At 47.6% G+C, this 18,605-nt stretch carries 16 protein-coding genes and 1 other RNA gene; 8 read left to right on the top strand and 9 right to left on the bottom strand.

The features are described 5' to 3' along the window. Nucleotides 1-42 precede the first annotated feature (42 nt). The 4 genes from ruvX to GJV52_RS10935 all read right to left on the bottom strand — a co-directional run bounded on the left by ruvX (nucleotide 43) and on the right by GJV52_RS10935 (nucleotide 2,944). Nucleotides 43-510 (bottom strand): Holliday junction resolvase RuvX, encoded by a 468-nt coding sequence (gene ruvX, locus GJV52_RS10950; protein ID WP_095503150.1) that lies wholly within the window; start codon nucleotides 508-510, stop codon nucleotides 43-45. Then, on the bottom strand, nucleotides 503-1,051 hold the full coding sequence (locus tag GJV52_RS10945) for a YqgE/AlgH family protein (RefSeq protein ID WP_100564425.1): 549 nt from the start codon (nucleotides 1,049-1,051) through the stop codon (nucleotides 503-505). Before GJV52_RS10945 ends, ruvX begins: the two co-directional genes overlap by 8 nt. A 12-nt stretch (nucleotides 1,052-1,063) precedes the next feature. After that, a complete protein-coding gene (locus tag GJV52_RS10940; protein ID WP_369832076.1) occupies nucleotides 1,064-1,639 on the bottom strand; it encodes a CreA family protein in 576 nt (191 codons plus the stop codon). A 162-nt stretch (nucleotides 1,640-1,801) separates the two neighbouring features. Next, nucleotides 1,802-2,944: an RNA-guided endonuclease InsQ/TnpB family protein gene (locus GJV52_RS10935; protein WP_095503172.1), complete on the bottom strand. Its 1,143-nt coding sequence runs from the start codon at nucleotides 2,942-2,944 to the stop codon at nucleotides 1,802-1,804. A 44-nt stretch (nucleotides 2,945-2,988) separates the two neighbouring features. On the opposite strand from GJV52_RS10935, the gene tnpA reads away from it, so the two are divergent. The 3 genes from tnpA to GJV52_RS10920 all read left to right on the top strand — a co-directional run bounded on the left by tnpA (nucleotide 2,989) and on the right by GJV52_RS10920 (nucleotide 7,185). Beyond that, nucleotides 2,989-3,405 carry an IS200/IS605 family transposase gene (gene tnpA / locus GJV52_RS10930; RefSeq protein WP_095503171.1) on the top strand — a complete coding sequence of 139 codons (417 nt, stop codon included), beginning with the start codon at nucleotides 2,989-2,991 and terminating at the stop codon, nucleotides 3,403-3,405. A gap of 224 nt (nucleotides 3,406-3,629) precedes the next feature. After that, a complete protein-coding gene (locus GJV52_RS10925; protein ID WP_095503152.1) occupies nucleotides 3,630-5,480 on the top strand; it encodes a murein hydrolase activator EnvC family protein in 1,851 nt (616 codons plus the stop codon). Nucleotides 5,481-5,709: 229 nt separating this feature from the next. Then, a complete protein-coding gene (locus GJV52_RS10920; protein WP_095503153.1) occupies nucleotides 5,710-7,185 on the top strand; it encodes a S41 family peptidase in 1,476 nt (491 codons plus the stop codon). 327 nt (nucleotides 7,186-7,512) lie between these two features. Here GJV52_RS10920 and GJV52_RS10915 read toward each other — a convergent pair whose 3' ends face one another. Beyond that, nucleotides 7,513-9,225, bottom strand: coding sequence for a proline--tRNA ligase (locus GJV52_RS10915; RefSeq protein ID WP_095503154.1), 1,713 nt, complete (start codon nucleotides 9,223-9,225; stop codon nucleotides 7,513-7,515). Between the two features lie 429 nt (nucleotides 9,226-9,654). Next, nucleotides 9,655-10,018, bottom strand: a transfer-messenger RNA (tmRNA) gene (ssrA, locus tag GJV52_RS10910). Between the two features lie 205 nt (nucleotides 10,019-10,223). On the opposite strand from ssrA, the gene GJV52_RS10905 reads away from it, so the two are divergent. Next, on the top strand, nucleotides 10,224-10,727 hold the full coding sequence (locus GJV52_RS10905; protein WP_095503155.1) for a DUF1841 family protein: 504 nt from the start codon (nucleotides 10,224-10,226) through the stop codon (nucleotides 10,725-10,727). Nucleotides 10,728-10,782: 55 nt separating this feature from the next. Here the strand turns inward: GJV52_RS10905 and radC are convergent, their stop codons facing one another. Continuing rightward, a complete protein-coding gene (radC, locus tag GJV52_RS10900; protein ID WP_100563829.1) occupies nucleotides 10,783-11,460 on the bottom strand; it encodes a RadC family protein in 678 nt (225 codons plus the stop codon). Between the two features lie 156 nt (nucleotides 11,461-11,616). Next, nucleotides 11,617-12,411, bottom strand: a complete 795-nt coding sequence (locus GJV52_RS10895; RefSeq protein WP_095503157.1) for a peptidase — start codon at nucleotides 12,409-12,411, stop codon at nucleotides 11,617-11,619. Nucleotides 12,412-12,894: 483 nt separating this feature from the next. On the opposite strand from GJV52_RS10895, the gene GJV52_RS10890 reads away from it, so the two are divergent. The 3 genes from GJV52_RS10890 to GJV52_RS10880 are packed head-to-tail and all read left to right on the top strand — an operon-like array spanning nucleotide 12,895 to nucleotide 15,890. Next, the gene (locus GJV52_RS10890) at nucleotides 12,895-14,019 is read left to right on the top strand and encodes an ABC transporter ATP-binding protein (RefSeq protein WP_095503158.1); all 1,125 of its coding nucleotides are present in this window, start codon (nucleotides 12,895-12,897) and stop codon (nucleotides 14,017-14,019) included. 15 nt (nucleotides 14,020-14,034) lie between these two features. Continuing rightward, on the top strand, nucleotides 14,035-15,012 hold the full coding sequence (locus GJV52_RS10885) for an ABC transporter permease subunit (RefSeq protein ID WP_095503159.1): 978 nt from the start codon (nucleotides 14,035-14,037) through the stop codon (nucleotides 15,010-15,012). Then, nucleotides 15,012-15,890: an ABC transporter permease subunit gene (locus tag GJV52_RS10880; protein WP_100563831.1), complete on the top strand. Its 879-nt coding sequence runs from the start codon at nucleotides 15,012-15,014 to the stop codon at nucleotides 15,888-15,890. Before GJV52_RS10885 ends, GJV52_RS10880 begins: the two co-directional genes overlap by 1 nt. 119 nt (nucleotides 15,891-16,009) lie before the next feature. Here the strand turns inward: GJV52_RS10880 and GJV52_RS10875 are convergent, their stop codons facing one another. Further along, nucleotides 16,010-17,551 carry an L-lactate MFS transporter gene (locus GJV52_RS10875; protein WP_100563833.1) on the bottom strand — a complete coding sequence of 514 codons (1,542 nt, stop codon included), beginning with the start codon at nucleotides 17,549-17,551 and terminating at the stop codon, nucleotides 16,010-16,012. 203 nt (nucleotides 17,552-17,754) lie between these two features. Here GJV52_RS10875 and nadE point away from each other — a divergent pair, with 203 nt between their 5' ends. Beyond that, nucleotides 17,755-18,546 carry an NAD(+) synthase gene (nadE, locus tag GJV52_RS10870; RefSeq protein ID WP_100563836.1) on the top strand — a complete coding sequence of 264 codons (792 nt, stop codon included), beginning with the start codon at nucleotides 17,755-17,757 and terminating at the stop codon, nucleotides 18,544-18,546. Nucleotides 18,547-18,605 lie beyond the last annotated feature (59 nt).

Below are 18,605 nucleotides of genomic sequence, written 5' to 3'. Positions count from 1 at the left end.
GCACAATCGGTTTATTTCAGACGGCCTCAATCAAAAGCCTTTTTATTTACTGTCTTCCGCTTCCCGACCATTAAAATATTCCGCCGCACCGCCTTCAAAAAAGCCCTGCAAAATGGCTTGCGCCGCCACTTGATCCAACACCGATTTCTGTTTGCGGCCAAACACCTGCGCTTCAGCCAACAAACTTTCGGCATACAGCGACGACATGCGTTCATCCACCCAATACACCGGTAGATTAAACCGCCCCTGCAAACGGCGGCCAAACTTGCGGCTCAAGCGCGTTAAGTCGTGCTCGGTGCCGTCGGTATGCGTGGGCAGGCCAACCACCAATTGACGCGGCTGCCATTCTTTCACCAGCTTGGCAATGGCTTCAAACTTGGCATCGTTGCTATTGCCGGTGACGGTTGCCAGCGGATGGCTCATGCCCAATTCGGCATCGCCCTGCGCCACACCTATGCGTGCTTCGCCAAAATCAAACGCCAGCGTCGTGCCTTTGGGTGCTTTATGCATGCCCTGCCCCTGTAACCAAACGGTCAGGCTGAATGCCGAGCTTTTCAAACACAGCCGCATAGCGGTGTTCATACGGCACGTCAAACAAAATATGCTCATCGGCAGGCACGGTCAGCCACACATTATCGGCCAATTCGCGTTCCAATTGCCCTTTGCCCCAGCTTGAATAACCAATGCTCACCAAAGCTTTATCCACCGCACCGGGCTCGGATAAATTTTCGATAATGTCGCGCGAAGAGGTTAGCGCCACGTTATCGGTTACCGCCAGCGTGCTTTGCCAATTGCCCAAAGGCGTATGCACCACATAGCCGCGGTCAACCTGCACCGGCCCGCCCATCATCACGCTTTCGTGCTGCATGCGCAACGGAATATTGCGGTCGCTCACGGCAAAAATCATGTCCATCGTAATCGGCGACGGCTTATTGATGATAATGCCCAATGCGCCTTCTTCATCATGCTCGCAAAGATAAATCACACTGTCTTGGAAAAGCGGGTCATCCATATTGGGCATGGCCACCAAAAAATAGTTTGCTAAATTCATATGCTCTCTTGATTATTTAGGTTGCGCCGGTGCCGCCACTTCAACAATACACGCACCATGCACTTCTTTATTGGCCAAACCGGTGATTTCTTTTTCATCTACGCGCTGCCCATCGAAGCAGGAAATCGCGCTCAAAGAATTTTTCGGTGAACCTTGCACAATTTTATCGCTGTACACCAAATAGGCGAAAGCCTTACGCTTCGGGTCGTAATAACGGATAATCTGCTGGCTCTTAAAAGCTACGCTGGCACTGCGCTTGAAAACCTGCTTCGGCTTGGTAACTGCTGCTTCATTGTAGCGGATGATATTGGCAGACTGTACACACGACACCGAAGCATCGCTGGCGTCTTCTTCCAAATTCACGGTTTCTTTCAAGCCACCTTTTTTGGCATAGGAAATATAACACGCCACACCCTGCACATCAGGGTCGTCAAACGCTTCCACTTCAATGCGGTCGTTTTTACCCAGCATGTGAAACACCGTACTGGCCTTACCGATTTTATCCGAATCGCTGCCACCGCAAGCCGCCAACAATGCCGCTGTAATCGCGGCCAACGTTAATTTTTTCAACATCGCTACTTTTTTCATCCTTGACGTCCTTCCCTCCCTGAAGGGAGGGAATTCCTACGGCGATTTGTGAACGGCATTGAGCCATTCACAAATCGCTTCGGTGGGTTTCTGCTGCTGACCGCCTTACTGCACGGTTCACTTCACAGACGCTACGGGCACGTCCTGCCCTGAAACTTCATTTTACTTTTGCGCTGCCAAAATCTCTTGACCGCGCTTTAACACATTGATTGCACCCACAATATCCGCATTGTTTTGATAGCCACATTGCACACATTCAAAGTTTGCCTGTGTTTGACGGTTATCTTTGGCAGTATGTCCGCAAGCTGGGCAACAACGACTGGTATTTTGTGGCGGAACAGCCACCAAATGCCCACCGCGCCACAACAGCTTATAGTCCAACTGACGGCGAAACTCAAACCAAGACTGGTCTAAAATCGCACGGTTTAAGCTTGATTTGGCAGCAACGTTTTTTCCATGCTGCACGGCGTTGCCTTTAGCGGATTTGGACATATTCGCCACCTGCAAATCTTCCACATACACAATCGCGTGGTTTTGGCTGATTGCGCTGCTGATTTGGTGCAGGTAGTTTTTACGGATATTGCTGATTTTGTGGTGCAAACGGCTGATTTTTGCTTTCAGTTTCTGCCAGTTTTTGCTGAATTTGGTTTTGTGTTTGAACTGTTTTTGCAGTTTTGCTAGTTTGCCTTTCAACGTTTTGAATGCGTTGATTGGCTCAAAAAACTGACCATTGGACAATGTTGCAAATTTGGCAACACCCATATCAATCCCAGTTTCGCCACCGTTTGGCTGCGCGATTTCCTGCTCGGTTTCGGTTTGCATAGATACAAACCATTTACCGCATTTTTGCGATACGGTTACGTTTTTCAGGCTGCCTGAAACGTGTCGGCTGTTGCGATAGCGCACCCAACCGATTTTGGGCAAATAGATACGATTATTTTGCTGCTCCAATTTACAGCCTTGCGGAAAGCGGAAACTGTCTTTTTCGCCTTTGCGTTTGAATTTGGGGAAATCTGCGCGTTTGGCAAAGAAGTTTTTGAATGCGCTTTCCAAGTCTTTCAAACTTTGCTGCAAAACTTGGCTGTGGCAGTCTTTTAGCCAGTCTAATTCTCGTTTCCATTCAGGCAGCAAATTTGCGATTTTGGTGTAGCTAAATTTGAACGAATTATCTTGTTGATATTGTTCGTTTTGATACGCCAAAGCACGATTGAATACGAAACGCGAACAACCGCAAAATTGTTTCATTTTGCGGATTTGCTCGCCGTTTGGCATCAGTTCAAATTTGAATGTTTTGAGTATTAACATGATTTCATGGATAATGGAATTTTTAGCAATTTTACACTTGGTCTATGGAAAAAGAAACTGATTTAAGACGTGGTCGGCACGTTGTTTTTAATCTTCATGTACATTTGGTATTTGTCGCAAAATATCGCCGAAAAGTGTTCACAAAAGAAATTTTGGACGATATGCGCGGTATTTTTGAGAGCGTCTGCACCGATTTTGAAGCGCAACTGGTGGAATTTGACGGCGAAGATGACCATGTTCATTTACTTGTGAACTATCCGCCCAAAGTGTCTATTTCAAAACTGGTGAACAGCTTGAAAGGTGTATCTAGCCGCATGATTAGACAGAAAAATTATCCAAGCATCAAACAAAAATTATGGGGCGGTGCGTTGTGGTCGCCGTCTTATTTTGCAGGTAGCTGTGGTGGTGCGCCGATTACGATTATTCGGCAGTATATTGAACAGCAGAAAACGCCTGATTAACTGAATATCAACGGTTTTAGGACTGCTACGCAGTCCGCGCCTTATATCTCCGCCGTGAACGGCGAAGTTTTACGGCGCAGCCTGATAAAATTTACGGATACTATATAAGACCGTTTAATAAGATTGCAAGCATTTGTGAAACGCGTTTAAATAAGATTTTCAGACGGCCTGACAATCAGTATAATCGGGCTTTGTCGCTTTTAATGACTTTAAGAAAATACATTATGCGTTACACACCTCTTTTACTCGCCTTATTGCTCTGTTTCGCCGCTCCTTCATTCTCAGCCAACGATTCGGCCAAAGAAAAAGCCGCTGCCGCGAAGAAAAATACCCAAACCAAAAAAGCAACCGCCCCAAAAGAAGCGGCCAAAGCCAACGATAAAAAAACCGCTGCCAAAGACAAAAAAGACAGCGGCAAAACCGCATCAGCCAAAACCAAAGAAAAAGCAGACAACAAACCAACCGAAAAAGCCAAAGCTGTTGCCAAAAAAGACGATAAAGTCGACAACAAAAAAAGCAACGCCAAAGGAGCAGACAATAAAAAAGCAGCTGCCCAAAGCAAAGAACAGCCAGTGAAAAAAGCTGCCGCGAAAAACACTAAAGAATCAGCCAAAGAAAAAGAAAGCAACAGCAAGCAAACCAACAAAAAAGCCGCCGCCAAACCTGAAACGGCAGCAAAAAAAGACAATAAAAAAGAAGCGGCCAAGCAGCCTGCCAAGCAAGAAACGGCTAAAAAAGAATCTGCTAAAAAAGAGCCGGTAAAAAAAGCAGCTGATAAAAAAGAAACAGCCAAACCAGTCGCTAAAGCCAATGCGGCCAATGATAAAAAATCCGCTGCCGCACCAAGCAAAGACAGCGACGAATTACGCTCCGCCGTCAGCGCCGCCACTAATGATTTGAACGCCAAGCAAGCTTTGAACAAACGCACGGCCGATTTCTTGGTGCGCGTGAATGCTGATTTGAAAAAGCTGCAACAAACCCGCAACAGCTTATCCAACATCAACCGCCAACAGCGCGATGCATGGAACAAATTGCAACAATTGGATAAAGATTTAACCCGTCTCAAAGCCGAAGTGGGCAACACCCGCGCACAGATTTCGCGTTTTGTTTCAGGCAATTATAAAAACAGTCAACCGAATGCCGTTGCCCTATTCTTGAAAAATGCCGAACCGGGCCAGAAAACACGTTTCCTGCGTTACACCCGCTACATCAATGCTTCTAACGAAAAAGTGATGGCGGATTTGGCCAAGCAGCAAAAAGAATTGGCCGCACAAGAAACCAAAATCAACAATGAATTAAGCCGTCTGAAACGCCTGCAGGCCAATGCGCAAGCGGCGTTGAAAAAACAAGGCGCAAAAAATACTCCTGAGCAAGTCGAAAGCCGCCGCCAAAATGCCGCGATGGCCAAAGACGCCAAAAAATCAGTTACCCAAAAAGACAACGAGCAGCGTTTGAACAATCTGATTAAAGATTTGGACAAACAAAAAGCCGAGCAGCGCAAAAAAGAGGCCGAAGCGCGTAAAAAAGCAGCGGAAGCGCGTTTGGCCGCTGCCGAAAAAGCACGCCAAGCCGCCAAAGCGAAAGAAGAGCAAGCCGCGAAAGAGCGTGCCGCCATGTCAAATCTCACCGATGAAGACATGAAGCTGCAAGCACCGAAATCCGGCAGCTTTGTGACCATCAGCAATCCAAATAGCTTCAGCCGCATGCAAGGCCGTCTGAAAAAACCGGTCAATGGTATGCTCTCAGGCTTGTTTGGTCATCAGCGTGAAAGCGGCGAAATGTGGAAAGGCGTGTTCTACACCACGCCACCTGCTGCGGTGAACAGCATTGCCGCCGGTAATGTGGTATATGCCAGCGAACTAGAAGGCTACGGCAATGTGGTCGTGGTCGATCATGGCGACAAATACGTCAGCGTGTATTCAGGCTTGAGCGAAATCGGTGTGGTGAAAGGATACAGCGTCAGCCAAGGCCATAAAATCGGCACCAGCGGCACCCTACCAAGCGGCGAAGAAGGCCTGTATTTGGAAATCCGCTACAACGGCCAAAACATGAATCCGCTCTCTTGGATTAATTGATGTTCAGACGGCCTTTATATGCAGATTCAAAGCATACTGAACATTCATGAATGGTGATTAACATGACGAATTTGCTGCCAAGCAAACAGTTGCTAGCATTTTTTTACCCTAAAACGGTTGTTTCATCGGGCCAAATCGCCTAAAGTTTCACGAACGATGACTTAGGCCGTCTGAAATAACCCCACCTTTTCAGACGGCCTCACAAAGCACACAAAGAAAGTTAACAATAATGTCAAAATCCACTTTGAAAAAAGTTGCACTTTACACCTTGGGCGCGTTCAGCGGCGTGGCACTCAGCCTCAGCGTTCAAAGCATTGCCGCCGAAAAAAGCGCTAAAGACGAATCTTTACCGGTAAAATCCATCCGCACCATGGCCGAAGTTTACGGCCAAATCAAAGCCAATTATTACCAAGACAAATCCGATGAAGAATTATTCGAAGGCGCGATGAAAGGCATGGTTGCCGGCCTTGACCCACATTCGGAATACATGGATAAAAAAGGCTATTCCGACCTGAAAGAAAACACCAGCGGCGAATTTGGCGGCTTAGGCATGGAAATCGGCCAAGAAGACGGCTTCATCAAAGTAGTTGCCCCGATTGAAGACACACCGGCCGAGCGTGCCGGCGTAAAAAGCGGCGACTTCATTGTCAAAATCGACAATACTTCAACCCGTGGCCTGACCGTAAGCGAAGCGGTGAAAAAAATGCGCGGCAAACCGGGCACCAAAATCACCCTGACCCTGTCGCGTAAAAATGCCGACAAACCAATTGTGGTGAATCTGACCCGCGCCATCATCAAAGTGAAAAGCGTACGCCATCACCTGCTAGAACCGGGCTACGGCTACATCCGCGTGACCCAGTTCCAAGAGCGCACCATCGCGGGCGTGAATGATGCTGCAAAAGATTTAACCAAGCAAAACGGTGCGCCATTAAAAGGCTTAATTTTAGACCTGCGTGACGACCCCGGCGGCCTGCTTAACGGTGCAGTCGGCGTATCGGCTGCTTTCCTGCCGAATGATGTGAATGTGGTCAGCACCAAAGGCCGCGACGGCAAAGCCGGTATGGTATTAAAAGCCACGCCTGAAGATTACATCTTATCCAGCGGCAAAGACCCGCTTGATGGTTTACCTGCCGAGCTGAAAACCATTCCGATGACGGTATTGATTAACTCAGGCTCTGCTTCTGCTTCGGAAATTGTGGCCGGTGCGCTGCAAGACCACAAACGCGCCGTAGTCGTTGGCACACAAAGCTTCGGCAAAGGCTCAGTGCAAACCGTGATTCCGTTGTCCAACGGCAGCGCGGTTAAATTGACAACTGCCTTGTACTACACGCCAAATGACCGCTCGATTCAAGCGCAAGGCATTGTGCCGGATGTGGAAGTGAAAGACAAAGACCGCGCCTATGAAAGCCGCGAAGCCGACTTAATCGGCCATATCGGCAATCCGTTGGGCGGCGCCGATGTCAACAGCAGCAACGAAATCCCTGAAACGGTTGAAGAAGCCTTGAAGCAAGAAGCCAAACCGAAAACCGACAAGGAAAAAGAAGAAGACATCATCGCCCGCCGGACACCGAATCCGGCTAAAGACGACCAATTACGCAAAGCTTTGGATTTGGTGAAAAACCCGACCGAATGGCAAAAATCCTTAGGTTTGGCAGCGAAAAAACCAGCACCGAAAAAAGACGATAAAAAAGAAGATAAGGAATAATCCTTAATCCACATTTAAAACCAAACAGGGCAGAATGTTTTCTGCCCTGTTTTTTGCTATCTTTCATCATTAAATAAAGGCCGAGACCTTTGCAAAACTCAATTTGAAGCGAGAAAACTTATACTTGTCATTCCCGCGCAGGCGGGAATCCAGTGCGTCAAATTACTAAAATAGTTAAACATTCCTAAAGCCGATAGATCTGGATTCCCGCCTGCGCGGGAATGACGGTTTAAAGATTTCTAAAAATTAATGAGTTTTGCAAAAGCCAAAGGCCATCTGAAATTATTCTTTTCAGACGGCCTTTTTGACTATAAACACAATAAATACTTAAGCTTTCAGCGCCGCTACAACTTGCGCCACCACATCACCAGACGCAATGCTTTGCGATTCGGTATCACGGCGTTGCGCATATTCTACATTGCCTTCTTTCAAACCACGGTCGCCAATCACGATACGATGCGGAATGCCCAACAATTCAGAATCGTTCAGCAACACACCGGCGCGCTCATCACGATCGTCCAGCAACACATCCACACCCTGCGCTTGCAGTTCGGCATAAATGCGGTCAGCCGCTTCACGCACCGCTTCAGATTTTTTGTAGTTCATCGGCACAATCACCACTTCAAATGGCGCCATGGCTGGTGTCCAAATGATGCCGCGTTCGTCATGGTTTTGCTCAATGGCTGCTGCCACCACACGCGTCACACCGATGCCGTAGCAACCCATTTCCATGATTTGCGATTTACCGTTGTTGTCCAAGAAAGCGGCATTCAAGGCTTTAGAATATTTATCGCGCAATTGGAACACATGTCCCACTTCAATGCCGCGCGCCAGTTTCAGACGGCCTTGTCCATCCGGGCTGGCATCGCCCTCCACCACATTACGCAAATCAACAAATTCAGGCTCTGCCGAATCGCGGCCGAAGTTAAAGCCGGTATAGTGGTAGTCGTCTTCATTGGCGCCAATCACCCAATCCGCACCTTTTTCAGTGGCGAAATCGGCATAAATCTTGCCCTTAAAGCCAACCGGCCCCAGCGAACCACCATTGGCACCAAATTGCGCCAAAATCGCTTCCGGAGCCGCCATGCTCAAAGGCGATTTCACACCGGCCAATTTTTCCGCTTTAATGTCGTTAAACTCATGATCGCCGCGCAACAGCAGCAACACGATTTCGCCCTCTTCCTCGCCTTCAACCACGATCGATTTCAGCGTTTGCTCAATCGGAATATTTAAAAATTCCACCAACGCCGCAATCGTTTTCACATTCGGCGTATGAACCTTATCCAATGTCGCTTGCGCTGCCGCACGCTCACCGCTCAAAGGCAGCGTCGGCGCCAATTCAATATTGGCCGCGTAATCAGACGCATCGCTATAGGCAATCACGTCTTCACCGCTGTCAGCCAACACTTGGAATTCATGCGAACCGGTACCGCCAATACTGCCCGTATCCGCTGCAACAGGCCGGAAATCCAAGCCCAAACGGTTGAACACGCGGCAATAAGCGTCATACATATCCTGATAAGTGGCCTGCAAAGACTCAAAATCCGCATGGAACGAATACGCATCTTTCATCACAAACTCACGCGCGCGCATCACACCGAAACGCGGGCGGATTTCATCACGGAATTTGGTTTGGATATGGTAAAAATTCTTTGGCAATTGCTTATAGCTGCTGATTTCCTTGCGCACAATATCCGTAATCACTTCTTCACAAGTCGGCCCCATACAGAAATCAGCATCTTTACGGTCTTTCAAGCGCAGCAATTCCTTACCGTAAAACTCCCAGCGGCCAGATTCCTGCCACAATTCAGCAGGCTGCACCACCGGCATCAGCAATTCCACACTGCCGGCACGATTCATTTCCTCGCGCACCACGTTTTCCACCTTACGCAACACGCGTAAGCCCATCGGCATCCAAGTATACAAACCCGACGCCACCGATTTAATCAAACCGGCACGCAGCATTAATTGATGGCTGGCAAGCGAAGCTTCCGCAGGTGCTTCTTTTAAAGTAGAGATAAAAAATTGACTGGCTTTCATGATGTCTGGTTCGAGTGTTCAAAATAAACGGCTATTGTAACGCGATTGGCAAAAATTTAATAATTTTTCAGCTGTCAACGAAAATTTGTACACACCTTTACAGCGCTTTGTTTTACTTAGAAATTTTATTTTCAGACGGCTCGAAATATCAAAAATACATAACCTATTGATTTTATTGAATTTAAATTGATTAATTTTTAAGCAACTTAACAGCATGATTGTCGCTAAAACGTTTTTTTTGTTTATTCAAAGTTTACCCACAAGGTTATCCACAGAGTTTGTGTATAGATTTTCACGCTTCTGCAATATAAGCTTTTGTCATTCGAATGACTGTCAAATTGCAATCATATACATGCGTTTGTCAAGATTTTTTCTCAGCTAATACAAAATAAAAAACGCCATGTTTAGCAACATGGCGTTTAGAGAATCTGGTGGAGGCGGGGGGAATTGAACCCCCGTCCGAAAGTCCTCTACAAAGCGTTCTACATACTTAGTCTTGCCTACTTAAAATCTTGCTCCCCTTGCGCCGACAGACAGGCTCTTGGGAAACCAGTTACCTTAAATCTTATTTTCCGCCAAGTAACCCGACGGAAAACCAGCCAATGTAAAATGACGTTGCCGTAGGTTTGACCCTACACAGCCCATCGGCCAACTGCTGCAACGGCTAGCCTTAAGCGGCTAAAGCGTAAGTTTCGTCGTTTGCGACTATTTAGATTCAGTGTTTTACGGGAATCTGAGACCCCGGTATGCCCGCATCTGCTTCGCAACCCCCGTCGAAACCAAGATCGCCCCCAGATAGGAAAGTGTTATTATACGCAGTGTATGCGGTTTTGCCAATCTTTATCAGGCCGTCTGAAACGATTGTTTATGGCAAGCCGGATAAAAAAGGGCTACACTCTCTCGATTATTTCGCAACACCTACTTAATTTTCAGACGGCCTATTGATATATTTGTTTCAAATAGCAATAACGCAAGGCCGTCTGAACAGGATAACCACTATGTATGATGTTAACACACACGATGTGCGCCGTTTCTTTGCCTATGTTTGGCAACACCGCTTCACGCCGCTGCAACTAGATGGCTTGCAACAAAAGGCTTTGCGCATCATTGAAGCGCATCCGGAATATGAACATTATTTGGCTGACATCGACAATTATTTAGATAAAAACTGGCTGCCGGAAGATGGGGAAAGCAATCCTTTTTTACATATGTCGCTGCATTTGTCTTTGCAGGAACAAGCGGCCATCGACCAGCCGCCGGGCATTCGGGCGATACATGCGCAATTGTGCGCGCGTTATCATGATGACTGGATTCGCGCCGAGCATGAGATGATGGACGCGCTGGCGGAAACCTTGTGGGAAGCGCAGCGCTATGGTCGCGGTTTGGATGTGAATGCCTATATGACACGTTTGCGTAAACTAGTCGGCTTGGGGCAGGAAGAGCACGCGCGGTTGAATCCGCATGACGTGGGTTTGTCCGATAAAATCAGTGAGCGTGAGTAACAGAATGATGAGGCCGTCTGAAAGTTGATTGGCTTTCAGACGGCCTTGTTTCATGTTAGCCCATCAACCCCGCCTGCCGCATGGAATAAGCCTCCTGTGCTGTCACTACAAAATGATCCAACAACGAAATATCCACCAAATTCAACGCCTGCGCCAATCTCTTGGTAAACTGAATATCCGCTTCAGACGGCCTCGCATGTCCGCCCGGGTGATTGTGGGCGAGAATCAAGCTATCGGCGTATTCTTCAAGCGCCAGTTTGACGATCTCTCGGATATAAACCGTGTTTTCCGCCACCGTGCCGCGCGACAATTCACGCACGGCAATCAGTTGGTTTTGACGGTTAAGCAACAAAGCCAAGCTGACTTCGACTTTTTCGTACCCTAAGTTGAGCCGCAAATAATCACCGGCAGCCTGCGGATTATCGAGCGTCATGTTTTGCTGCAACTCTTCGCTTAAAATCCGCCGCCCGATTTCTTTAACCACAGCAAACTGGGTAAAGCTGGCCAAGCCCATGCCTTTATGTGCCGCCAATGCACGCGCATCCGCATTCATCAGCTTGCCCAAGCTACCAAACTGTTGCAGCAGATAGCGCGCCAAATCCACTGCGCTCATGCCGCGTGTGCCTACTCTGAGCAAAATCGCCAGTAATTCTGCATCGCTCAATGCTGAAGCACCACGCGCCAATAATTTTTCACGCGGCCTTTCCCCTTCCGGCCATTCTTTAATACTCATACAAACCTTAATAATTACTTTTATTATAGTTTTATAGTATATTAATTTAAGACAGTATCCAATCTTTCTTTATTCAAAATATAGAAATCATGGCGAATGCGTTTGCTGCATACAACAATGCCGTCTGAAATTAGTTTCAGACGGCATGGATACGTTTTAACTGCCTAATTTGCCATAAGCCTGATAATCACTCAAACGCAGCACGCCCACGGTTTCACCGTCTTTTTGATAAGGGTAAAGCAAAACATAATGTCCATTTGCATAATCAAAACGCGGCGTATTGGCTTGTTGTTGAAAGGCAGTGTTTAAATATTCGCGCTCGGCCAAATCGGTGGCATAAAGAAAATCACTTTTACCGGCCAATTGAGTTTTGTCACCCAAATAAGCCATTTTATCCAGACTTAAGTTCAGCAACACCGCTTTGCCATTAATCTGATCAGGCACAATCAAGGAAACCTGAGTAAACGAGCTGTCTTGTTTGTTCAGCAGGGTCAAAATCTCTTTGGCCGTCTGAAACTGTTCGGGCGCAAAACGATAATCCGCAAGCCATGCCACTTGTTGCTGATTATCTTGAATCAGGCTTTGCGCAGAATGTTCTAACAACTGATGCTTTTGCTGAATGGTCTGGTAATTTCCGCCGAATAAAATTGCCGCCAACACAGGAAACACCAGCAATACGCCATAAATCAGTTTCTTACTGCTGGCAACGGCCACTTCCTGCCCACGCTCGGCAATGCGCGTTAAATTAGCCATGATATTCAACATCAATGCGCCGGCCATCAAAGCCAAAATACCCAAAATGCTCAAGCCGAACATGCCGGTCATATGTTCACGGAAAACTTTCAGCCCAAACACTTCAATCAACACAAATGCAAACACCCAATACATCAACAACAATATCGAAATCAGGCCGATGATGTTGCTGATTTTGACTAATTTTTTGAGTTCCATCTCTTTCCTCCCATGCTGCCATACAATCTGCTTATGCTTATCTTAGCGAAAAATTCAGGCTAAATATATGCTTGTCACTATTTTGCTTTCAGACGGCATTCTAGGCCATCTGAAAACATCATCGGCTTAAATCAATCAATTTTCCACCTTATCCCTTTTTTGCCACTAAATCACGGCAAATCTATTTAAATAAGCCATTAACAAAAATTTAATATTGCCCCCAACCCACTTAGGCTAATATAATATCGAGTTCACTTAACATCTTTTCACGTCTTCAAAATTAAATAGTCTGCGAGTCAGCCAGTTTATTTAATTTTGGGAACGTTGTTCCCCTTTTCCCGCTGCCCGTGCGCTTTGCAAGCGTTTTCAGACGGCCTTTTTTTATGCCGTCTGAAAACGCCCTCCAGCAATCAAACAGCTTTTTATCACCCATCGAAAATCCGTTTTGCCGGTACTCGTTTCAATTTTTGGAGTATTGCCATTATGACCGCAACCACTGCGTCTTCTGCCAAACCTTATTTGCAAATCCAAGGTTTGGTGAAAAAGTTTGGTGACAATTACGCTGTCGATAACATCGACTTGGATATCTATCAACACGAAATCTTCGCCCTTTTGGGCAGCTCGGGCAGTGGTAAATCGACGCTGCTGCGTATGCTGGCGGGCATGGAAATCCCGAATCAGGGCAAAATTATTCTGGATGGCCAAGATATTACCAAGCTGGCGCCGTATGACCGCCCGATTAACATGATGTTCCAAAGCTATGCCCTATTCCCGCACATGACAGTCGAGCAAAACATCGCCTTCGGTCTGAAGCAGGACAAAATGCCCAAAGGCGAAATTGATGCGCGCGTGGAAGAAATGCTGCGCTTGGTGCAGATGACCAAATTTGCCAAACGTAAACCGCATCAAATGTCCGGCGGTCAACAGCAGCGTATCGCCTTGGCACGCAGCTTGGCAAAGCGCCCGAAAATTTTGTTGCTTGACGAACCATTGGGCGCACTTGATAAAAAACTGCGCCAACAGACCCAATTGGAATTGGTGAACACGCTTGAGCAAGTGGGCGTAACCTGCATCATGGTGACACACGACCAAGAAGAAGCCATGACCATGGCAACGCGCGTGGCCATTATGTCTGACGGCCAATTGCAGCAAGTCGGCACCCCAAGCGATGTGTACGATTACCCAAATAGCCGCTTTACCGCTGAATTTATCGGTGAAACCAATATTTTCGAAGGCGTTGTGGTGGAAGACCATGCCGATTACGCGATTATCCAATGCGAAGGCTTGGAAAACCATGTGCGTATTGACCACGGTTTGGGGGGGCCTGCCGAGCAAGATTTGTGGGTGAGCATTCGTCCGGAAGACATCGATGTATACAAAGACAAACCTGAGCATTTGGGCAATTACAACTGGGCGCAAGGCACGGTTAAAGAAATCGCCTACTTGGGCAGCTTTGCCATCTACCATATCCAATTGCCAAACGGCCGCGTAATTAAGAGCCAAGTACCGGCGCCTTACTGGTATGTGCGCAATATTACCCCGCCGACTTGGGATGAAACCGTTTACGTAAGCTGGCCTGAAAACCAACCTACTCCGTTGTTCCGATAAACAAGGAATACCGCGATGAATTTAACCCAATTAAAGAAAAAGCTGTTCCGCAAGCCGGGGCAGCGCATGGTGATTGGCATCCCGTATTTGTGGCTGCTGGTGCTGTTTCTGATTCCGTTTGCGATCGTGCTGAAAATCAGCTTCGCCGAGCAGGAAATTGCGATTCCGCCGTTTACACCGCTCACTACTTACGATGAAGATTTCCGCCGTCTGAATATTCTGCTCAGTTTCCAAAACTATGCGGATATTTTCCAGAATTTCTGGGCGACGTTGGGTCAATTGCTTAATCCGTTCAGCAACAGCAACGGCGAAAACATTTATCTGCTGACTTATTGGTCTTCGATTAAAACCGCGCTGACGACAACCATCATCTGTCTGCTTATCGGCTATCCTACGGCCTATGCCATTTCCCGCGCTAATCCGTCGATTCGTAACGGCTTGCTGCTGGCGATTATGTTGCCGTTTTGGACATCATTCTTGCTGCGTGTTTACGCATGGATGGGCTTATTGGGACACAACGGCATCATCAACAACTTCTTGATGAAAAACGGCATCATCAGTCAGCCGCTGGATTTGTTCTACAACGCATTTTCCTTAAATCTGGTGATGGTTTACGCCTATTTGCCGTTTATGATTCTGCCTTTGTACACGCAATTGGTGAAACTCGACGGCCGCTTACTGGAAGCCGCTTCCGATTTGGGCGCCGGACCGATTAAATCATTCTTCACCATTACCCTGCCGTTGTCGAAAACCGGCATCATTGCAGGCTCTATGCTGGTATTCGTACCGGCAGTTGGTGAATTTGTGATTCCGGAATTGGTTGGCGGCTCAGAAAACCTGATGATCGGTAAAGTATTATGGCAGGCATTCTTTGACCAAAACAACTGGCCGCTGGCTTCTGCCGTTGCCGTGGTGATGGTGATTCTGCTGGTGATTCCAATTGCGCTGTATCAGCATTACGACAACCGTCAAATTGAAGAAGGATCGAAATAATGCATAAACAAAAATTATCTTGGTTCTTAAAGCTGATGCTGTTTATTTCATTGGCGTTTTTGTATATCCCGCTGTTTGTGTTAGTGATTTACTCATTCAATGAATCCAAACTGGTAACGGTTTGGGGCGGCTTCTCCACCAAATGGTACTCAGCCCTGATGCAAAACAGCACCATCTTGGAAGCTGCTTGGTTGTCGCTGCGTATTGCTGTGGTTTCATCATTGGCCGCGGTGGTACTCGGCACACTGGCCGGCTATGCCATGGCACGCATCAAGCGTTTCCGCGGCAACACCTTGTTTGCCGGCATGGTTTCCGCGCCGATGGTGATGCCGGATGTAATTACCGGCTTGTCGATGTTGCTGCTGATTATTCAGGTGCAGATGTTCCTGCAAAACAGTGAATGGCTGCAAGCGCTCTACTTCGACCGTGGTTTTTTCACCATTTTCTTGGGTCACACCACCTTATGTATGGCCTACATCACCGTGGTGATTCGCTCGCGTTTGATTGAATTGGATCAATCACTGGAAGAAGCGGCCATGGACTTAGGTGCACGCCCACTGAAAATCTTCTTCGTGATTACCCTGCCACTGATTGCGCCTGCGATTGCTTCCGGCTTCCTGCTGGGCATTACCTTGTCGCTGGATGACTTGGTGATTACATCGTTCTTGTCGGGCCCTGGTTCTTCAACCTTACCGCAAGTGATTTTCTCCAAAATCAAACTGGGCTTAGATCCGCAGATGAACGTATTGGCAACCATCTTTATTGCTGTGATCGGTACGCTGGTTATCCTTGGCAACTATTGGATGATGCGCCAAGCCACCAAGCGTGATCGTGAAGCTGCCGAAGCTTACCGTCAAGAAAAAGCAGCTATTCAATAAATCAGCTGCATGATGCAGAAAAAGAGCCACTTTTATAGTGGCTCTTTTTATTAGGTGTATTAAGTACGTCCCAAACAAACAGAGGCCGTCTGAAACATTTCAGACGGCCTCTCATTAAACTAACGGAACAAATCCAATGATTTCACGAACACCATCACGATGCCGTAAAACAACGGAATCCCCACCAATGCCCAGCGCCACCATACTGAAAAACCACCGCGCTTAATGTTTTCTTGCAGCAGATAAGCATCGGAAATTGCGGTTTCATCATCAGGATTACTGCTGGCAGCGGCTTTGTGAATATCGATTTCATGGTGTTTTTCATGCACGGCTTTCACGCATAAATTACACAGCAAACCCACCAACAGCAAACCGGCCATAATATACATGGTCACGCTATACGCCTGCGCCGCCGGAATGCCGCTGTCGATTTGACTTTGGCGGATATAATTGACCAATACCGGACCAATCACCGCGGCCGTTGACCAAGCCAGTAAAATCCGGCCGTGAATCGCACCCACTTGGTAAGTGCCGAATAAGTCTTTCAAATAAGCCGGAATCGCCGCAAAACCGCCGCCATACATCGACATAATCACGCAAAAGCAAATCACAAATAAGGTTTTGTTGCCACTGGCGCCAATCGACGGCACGGCAACATACAGCAGCGAACCGAGCACGAAGAAAATGGTGTACACATTTTTGCGGCCGATTTTATCGGAAATACTCGACCAGAAAAAACGTCCGCCCATATTAAACAAGCTCAACAAGCTTACAAAACCTGCCGCCGCCCCCACACTAATCGCCGCCTGCTTGCCTACTGAAGCTTCAGAAAACAATTCCTGAATCATCACCGCCGCCTGCCCCAATACACCGATACCGGCGGTAATATTCAGGCACAACACCCAAAACAGCAGCCAAAATTGCGGCGTTTTCATCGCTTGGTTGACGTTGACATGATTGCTGCTGACCAGTTTATTGTTCACTTTCGGTGCAACATAGCCTTCCGGCTTCCAATCCGCCGCTGGCACGCGAATGGTAAACGCACCAAACATCATCAAAGCAAAATAAATAAAAGCCAACACCACAAACGTCTGCGCCACGCCTACGGAAGTATCGCTGCTGAACAACCCCATCAGCCACACCGACAAAGGTGATGCCACCATCGCGCCGCCGCCGAAACCCATAATCGCCAAACCCGTGGCCATACCCGGTTTATCGGGGAACCATTTCATCAAAGTCGAAACCGGTCCGATATAGCCCAACCCCAAGCCAATGCCACCAATCACGCCATTGCCTAAATACAGCAAAGCCAAATTGTGGGTGCTGACGCCAATGGCCGACACCAAAAAACCCAAGCTGAAACAACAGGCCGCCACAAACATCGCTTTTCTCGGGCCGACACGCTCCATCCATGTACCAAACATCGCCGCCGATGCGCCCAATACTGCTAAGGCAATGCTAAAAATCCAGCCGACCGTGGTCAGCTTCCAATCGCCCGCCGTCGATTCGGTGATCCCGATTACTTTCGTCAGCGGCGCATTAAACACAGAATACGCATAAATCTGGCCGATGGCCAAATGCACGGCCAATGCCGCAGGCGGCACCAGCCATCGATTGAAACCCGGCTTGGCTATGGTAGCCTCACGGTCTAGAAATTTCATGGCAACCTCAAATGATAATGGATTAACTGATTGATTTTACCCATAAATCGGGAAAATTGTCGACAATTATATCAGTTTTCAACCTTTTCTCTATGCCACAAAATAACTATTTTTAACAAAAATCCCCACAAAATTGCCTGATTTACTTTCAGACGGCCTCAAATAGCATTATCATCTTACTTCCCGCTATCAGGAGCTGATTTATGCAAACCCAAGCTGTTGTCCGCCATATTGTCGATTGGTTGAAAAATTATGCCGAAAGCGCACGCGCCAAAGGCTTTGTAGTAGGCGTATCCGGCGGCATTGATTCTGCCGTTGTGTCCACGCTGGCCGCCGAAACCGGTCTGAACGTGTTGCTGATTGAAATGCCGATTCGCCAAAAAGCCGAGCAAGTCAACCGTGCACGCGAACACATGGAAAACTTGCAGCAACGCTACACCAACGTCACCGCCATGAGCGTGGACTTAACCCCGACATTTAACACTTTTGCCGAAACCGTTGAAGTCGATGAAAGCGCGTTTCCAAACAAACAACTTGCGCTAGCCAATGCCCGATCCCGCCTGCGCATGGTCACACTTTATTACTACGGCCAACTGCACGGCCTGCTCGTGACCGGTACCGGCAACAAAATCGAAGATTTCGGCGTGGGCTTTTTCACCAAATACGGCGATGGCGGCGTGGACATCAGCCCGATTGCCGACTTAACCAAAACCCAAGTTTACGAATTAGCTAAAGAACTGAATGTCATCCAATCCATTCAACAAGCCGTGCCGACTGACGGTTTGTGGGATACTGAGCGCACCGATGAAGAGCAAATGGGCGCAAGCTATCCCGAGCTCGAATGGGCGATGAGTGTTTACGATACCCATCAACCTGAAGATTTCAGCGGCCGTGAGCGCGAAGTTTTGGAAATCTATACGCGCTTGCATAAAGCCATGCAGCACAAAATCAACCCGATTCCGGTTTGTAACATTTCGCCTAAGTTAATGAAATAAATTCAAGGCCGTCTGAAACTTCTTTTTCAGACGGCCTGATTAAAAAAGAAAACCATCCA

Source organism: Neisseria brasiliensis, assembly GCF_009671065.1.
Lineage (GTDB): Bacteria > Pseudomonadota > Gammaproteobacteria > Burkholderiales > Neisseriaceae > Neisseria > Neisseria brasiliensis.
The sequence above is the reverse complement of the archived record's forward strand: the minus strand, read 5'-3'. Positions and strand labels throughout refer to the sequence as shown.

Coding starts and splice junctions, on each gene's coding strand:
- ruvX (WP_095503150.1), bottom strand. CDS start 510: ATGCATAAAGCACCCAAAGGCACGACGCTGGCGTTTGATTTTGGCGAA.
- GJV52_RS10945 (WP_100564425.1), bottom strand. CDS start 1,051: ATGAATTTAGCAAACTATTTTTTGGTGGCCATGCCCAATATGGATGAC.
- GJV52_RS10940 (WP_369832076.1), bottom strand. CDS start 1,639: ATGAAAAAAGTAGCGATGTTGAAAAAATTAACGTTGGCCGCGATTACA.
- GJV52_RS10935 (WP_095503172.1), bottom strand. CDS start 2,944: ATGTTAATACTCAAAACATTCAAATTTGAACTGATGCCAAACGGCGAG.
- tnpA (WP_095503171.1), top strand. CDS start 2,989: ATGGAAAAAGAAACTGATTTAAGACGTGGTCGGCACGTTGTTTTTAAT.
- GJV52_RS10925 (WP_095503152.1), top strand. CDS start 3,630: ATGCGTTACACACCTCTTTTACTCGCCTTATTGCTCTGTTTCGCCGCT.
- GJV52_RS10920 (WP_095503153.1), top strand. CDS start 5,710: ATGTCAAAATCCACTTTGAAAAAAGTTGCACTTTACACCTTGGGCGCG.
- GJV52_RS10915 (WP_095503154.1), bottom strand. CDS start 9,225: ATGAAAGCCAGTCAATTTTTTATCTCTACTTTAAAAGAAGCACCTGCG.
- GJV52_RS10905 (WP_095503155.1), top strand. CDS start 10,224: ATGTATGATGTTAACACACACGATGTGCGCCGTTTCTTTGCCTATGTT.
- radC (WP_100563829.1), bottom strand. CDS start 11,460: ATGAGTATTAAAGAATGGCCGGAAGGGGAAAGGCCGCGTGAAAAATTA.
- GJV52_RS10895 (WP_095503157.1), bottom strand. CDS start 12,411: ATGGAACTCAAAAAATTAGTCAAAATCAGCAACATCATCGGCCTGATT.
- GJV52_RS10890 (WP_095503158.1), top strand. CDS start 12,895: ATGACCGCAACCACTGCGTCTTCTGCCAAACCTTATTTGCAAATCCAA.
- GJV52_RS10885 (WP_095503159.1), top strand. CDS start 14,035: ATGAATTTAACCCAATTAAAGAAAAAGCTGTTCCGCAAGCCGGGGCAG.
- GJV52_RS10880 (WP_100563831.1), top strand. CDS start 15,012: ATGCATAAACAAAAATTATCTTGGTTCTTAAAGCTGATGCTGTTTATT.
- GJV52_RS10875 (WP_100563833.1), bottom strand. CDS start 17,551: ATGAAATTTCTAGACCGTGAGGCTACCATAGCCAAGCCGGGTTTCAAT.
- nadE (WP_100563836.1), top strand. CDS start 17,755: ATGCAAACCCAAGCTGTTGTCCGCCATATTGTCGATTGGTTGAAAAAT.